Annotated in this window: 5 protein-coding genes; all 5 read left to right on the top strand. The window is 57.3% G+C overall.

Annotation, left to right across the window (positions count from 1 at the left end):
* Positions 1–87 precede the first annotated feature (87 nt).
* The 5 genes from gatA to ACXJ5O_RS19445 all read left to right on the top strand — a co-directional run bounded on the left by gatA (position 88) and on the right by ACXJ5O_RS19445 (position 4,452).
* On the top strand, positions 88–1,569 hold the full coding sequence (gene gatA / locus ACXJ5O_RS19465) for an Asp-tRNA(Asn)/Glu-tRNA(Gln) amidotransferase subunit GatA (RefSeq protein WP_457301334.1): 1,482 nt from the start codon (positions 88–90) through the stop codon (positions 1,567–1,569).
* Positions 1,560–2,039, top strand: coding sequence for a GNAT family N-acetyltransferase (locus tag ACXJ5O_RS19460; RefSeq protein ID WP_457301333.1), 480 nt, complete (start codon positions 1,560–1,562; stop codon positions 2,037–2,039). Before gatA ends, ACXJ5O_RS19460 begins: the two co-directional genes overlap by 10 nt.
* A gap of 1 nt (position 2,040) precedes the next feature.
* Positions 2,041–2,835, top strand: a complete 795-nt coding sequence (locus tag ACXJ5O_RS19455) for a YdcF family protein (protein WP_457301332.1) — start codon at positions 2,041–2,043, stop codon at positions 2,833–2,835.
* Positions 2,832–4,010, top strand: a complete 1,179-nt coding sequence (locus ACXJ5O_RS19450) for an NAD(P)/FAD-dependent oxidoreductase (RefSeq protein WP_457301335.1) — start codon at positions 2,832–2,834, stop codon at positions 4,008–4,010. Before ACXJ5O_RS19455 ends, ACXJ5O_RS19450 begins: the two co-directional genes overlap by 4 nt.
* Before the next feature lie 76 nt (positions 4,011–4,086).
* A complete protein-coding gene (locus ACXJ5O_RS19445) occupies positions 4,087–4,452 on the top strand; it encodes a GFA family protein (protein ID WP_457301331.1) in 366 nt (121 codons plus the stop codon).
* The last annotated feature ends 169 nt before the right edge of the window (positions 4,453–4,621 follow it).

Genomic DNA, 4,621 nt, shown 5'->3' with positions numbered 1-4,621 from the left:
CTGCTCGACTATCCGGACTCCGAACACAGTGCATTTTACGAAAAGTGGCTGACCCTCGCGCCAGCTCAATAAGGACCAGAAAAGACTATGACCGATCTGACCGCTCTCACCATTGCCGAGGCGCGCGAGCAGCTGAAAGCCAAGGCGATCACCGCTACGGAGCTGACTGGCGCTTATATCCAGGCGATCGAGAACGCTAACGAGGCACTCAACGCCTATATCGTCACCACGCCGGAAAAGGCGCTGGAGATGGCGGAAGCTTCGGATGCACGTCTTGCTTCGGGCAATGCCGGAGCACTCGAAGGCATTCCGCTTGGCATCAAGGACCTGTTCGGTACCGAAGGCATTCACACCCAGGCTGCATCGCATATCCTCGACGGATTCAAGCCGCATTATGAGTCGACCGTCACCGCCAATCTCTGGGCGGATGGCGCGGTCATGCTCGGCAAGCTCAACATGGATGAGTTTGCCATGGGATCGTCGAACGAAACCTCCTACTATGGTCCGGTAAAGAACCCGTGGCGCGCCAAGGGCTCCAACGCCGACCTGGTACCCGGCGGTTCCTCTGGCGGCTCAGCCGCTGCGGTCGCCGCACGGCTTTGCGCCGGTGCCACGGCCACCGATACCGGCGGCTCGATCCGCCAGCCGGCTGCATTCACAGGCACCGTCGGCATCAAGCCGACCTATGGCCGCTGCTCGCGCTGGGGTGTCGTCGCCTTCGCATCATCGCTGGATCAGGCCGGTCCGATTGCACGTGATGTGCGTGATGCGGCGATCCTGCTCAAATCCATGGCTTCGGTCGACGCGAAGGACACAACGTCGGTCGATATCGCAGTACCCGACTACGAGTCGGCCATCGGCAAGCCGCTTGCCGGGCTCAAGATTGGCATTCCCAAGGAGTACCGCGTCGATGGTATGCCGGAAGAAATCGAAAAGCTCTGGCAGCAGGGCATTGCATGGCTGAAAGACGCCGGCGCTTCGATCGTGGATATCTCGCTGCCGCATACGAAATATGCGCTGCCTGCCTATTATATCGTGGCGCCTGCGGAGGCTTCATCGAACCTTGCCCGCTATGATGGCGTACGCTACGGCCTGCGCGTCCCAGGCAAGGACATCGTCGACATGTACGAAAGGACCCGCGCCACCGGCTTCGGCGAAGAGGTCAAGCGCCGCATCATGATCGGCACATATGTGCTGTCGGCTGGGTATTACGACGCCTACTACCTTCAGGCGCAGAAGGTGCGGAACCTGATCAAGAAGGACTTCGAGGACGTCTTTCACGCGGGTGTCGATGCGATCCTGACGCCAGCCACGCCTTCCGCGGCATTCGGTATTGCCGATCAGGATATGGCAGCAGACCCGGTCAAAATGTATCTCAATGACATCTTCACCGTCACCGTGAACATGGCTGGTCTTCCGGGGATCGCTGTCCCCGCTGGCCTCGATGCGCGCGGACTGCCGCTTGGCCTGCAGCTTATCGGGCGGCCGTTCGACGAGGAAACACTGTTCCAGACCGCCTATGTCATCGAACAGGCGGCAGGCAAGTTCAACGCTCCGAAATGGTGGTAGTCAGGCGTGCAATAGAAGCCGACATTGCAGCCATCGCTGCGGTCGGCGCCCGCGCCTGGGCGTCAAACGTCTTTTCGTTCGAACCCGAATTGCCCGGCATGCGAATGCACGTCGAAAAGGCATTCCGCGCCTTCGCAGAAACATCCTACGGGAACGTTCTGGTCGGTGAACTGGACAACGTCGTGCTTGGCTGGGGCGCCCGGGAAGAGGACAACGACTATATCTCCGATCTGTGGGTAGATCCCGTCGTTCAGGGCCAAGGGATAGGTTCGGCAATTCTCCGCACGTTGATGGCCAATATTCGCGACGCGGGGTATTTGCGTGCACGTATCAGCACCCATGCGCGCAATGTGAAGGCCATCCGTCTCTACGAGCGCGAAGGCTTCACTGTCATCGAACAGGGGCCGGAATGGTCAACGAGCCTCGAGCGTGAGATGGACAAGGTAAAAATGCTGGCGGAGCTGAGATAGAATGTTCTTCACTCTGTCCAAAATCCTCTGGTTCTTTGCCGAGCCGCTGAATTTCTCCATATTGCTGATCGGTCTGACGTTTTTTCTGCTGCTGCTGGTTTGGCGGCGTTTCGCTTTGGTGACAGCGGCGGGGGCTTTTCTGATCCTCGGCCTTGGTGCATGGACGTCGCTGGGCGCGTTGATGATGCATCCGCTCGAGGATCGCTTTCAGCGTCCGGCCTCGTTGCCGGAAAAGATCGCCGGGATCATTGTGCTTGGTGGCGGCCTCGAGGGCGGTGTGAATCTTGTCCGCGGCGGCTATGAAATGAACTCTAGCGGCGACCGGTTTGTCGAAGCGGCAATTCTCGCAGCGCGCCATCCGCAAGCCAAGGTCGTCGTGACCGGCGGATCGGGTAATTTGTTGCTCAAGGGCGAGGGCGATGGTGTGACGGCACCCCGTTTGCTGACGGCGCTCGGCATCGCACCGGATCGTCTCATTATGGAAAGCCAGTCGCGCAACACCTATGAAAATGCGGTTTTTACCAAGGACATGGTGAAGCCGAAACCCGGCGAAACCTGGGTGCTGATTACGTCAGCCTTCCATATGCCGCGCTCCATGGGGATTTTTCGCACGGTCGGGTTCGATGTCGTGCCTTGGCCCTCCGACTACCGGACCTCGGGTGACGAGGGTATAGGCGTTACGCATGACAATCCTCAGGATTCGCTGCAGAATTTGTCGATAGCGCTCAGAGAATGGATCGGACTGGTCGCCTACCGCCTGACGGGGCGGACGGGCGAGCTTTTGCCATCGCCATGAAACAGGTGGACGTTCTCATCATAGGTGCTGGCGCCGCGGGCATGATGTGCGCCGTTGAAGCAGGCAAGCGCGGCCGCTCAGTGCTTATTGTCGACCATGCCGCCGCTCCTGGCGAAAAGATCCGTATATCGGGCGGCGGCCGCTGCAATTTCACCAATCTCAATGCTGCGCCGCAGAACTTTATCAGCAAGAATCCGCATTATTGCATCTCGGCCTTGCGCCGCTACACCCAGCGCGACTTCATCGGTCTCGTTGATCGCCATGCCATTGCCTGGCATGAAAAGACGCTCGGTCAACTCTTTTGCGATGGCTCGGCCAAGCAGATCATCAATATGCTGGTGGCGGAAATGAAACGGGTAGGGGTTGAGCTCCGTTTGCGCACGACGGTCGATTCCATCGCGAAGTCAGGCGATGCGTTTGAACTCGATCTGTCTGGCGAACACGTGCGGTGTTCGTCCCTTGTCGTTGCTTGCGGCGGAAAATCCATACCAAAAATGGGCGCGACTGGTTTCGGTTACGATATTGCCCGACAATTTGGGCTTTCGCTCACCGAAACACGCCCGGCGTTGGTGCCACTGACTTTCGACGAGAACACCCTGGCGCCGCTGAAGCCCTTGTCTGGCATTTCCGTCGATGCAGTCGTCAGCCACGGCAAAACCAGGTTCAGCGAGGCCATGCTGTTTACTCATCGCGGTCTGAGTGGTCCGTCTATCCTGCAGATTTCATCCTATTGGCGGGAAGGCGATGTGATTTCGGTTGCCATGCTTCCGGGCGTCAAAATCTTCGAGGCACTACGCGGCGCGCGCACCCGCAACGGCCGGCAAGCGCTGCAGACGGCACTCAGTGAACTATTGCCAAAACGTCTGGCACAACTGATCGCAGAGAACAGCGGGATAGAAGCGCATCTGGCGGATGTTTCGGACAAGCAGCTTCTTGCGGTGGAAAAATCGGTCAATGAATGGCAAGTCAGGCCGGCAGGGTCCGAAGGCTACCGTACGGCAGAGGTGACGCTCGGCGGTGTCGATACGGATATGCTTGACCAGAAAACGATGGAAGCCAGATCCACAAAAGGTCTTTATTTTATCGGTGAAGTCGTCGATGTAACAGGTTGGCTCGGCGGCTATAATTTCCAATGGGCATGGTCATCGGGCTGGGTTGCCGGCCAAGCCGTATAGGAACGCGATTATTGGTTTCAATCGCGAACTCTATCGCTATCATTACCTGATGAAAAAATGATCTCGGGAAAAGCTCATGACAATTCTGGGAAGTTGCCACTGTGGCGCAATCAAATTCGAAATCAGTGAGGCGCCGGCCATTGCAACAGCGTGCACCTGTACGTTTTGCACAAAACGCGGCGCGCTCTGGGCGTACTATACGCCGGATCAAGTGAGGCTTTCGGTAACGCCCGAGGCCGACGCTGTCTATTCACGCAATGGCTTTAGCAAGCATCATCACTGCAACGTCTGCGGTTGCGGGACATTTTCACAATTGCCGACATGGACTGACTACAAGCCGGATTTCGACAAGCCACGAATTAGTGTCAACGTCCGCCTCTTCGACAATTTCGATATAGGTTCCTTACCGGTGGAAACACTGGACGGCAGAAATCTCTGGTAAGTCATTGCCTCGACGAGGGAATCCTGCTTCCCTGAGGTAGGTCGTAAACTCATGAATCTGATGGAAATGGTATGAGGCCATCTTTTCGGATACAAGGAGCAAAGGCGAAGGAAATGTTTATCCATTTTCAAGTCCTTTGCGACGATGTTGCCGGAAAGATGGACCATAT

It is taken from the genome of Phyllobacterium sp. P5_D12 (genome assembly GCF_054049495.1).
The sequence above is the reverse complement of the archived record's forward strand: the minus strand, read 5'-3'. Positions and strand labels throughout refer to the sequence as shown.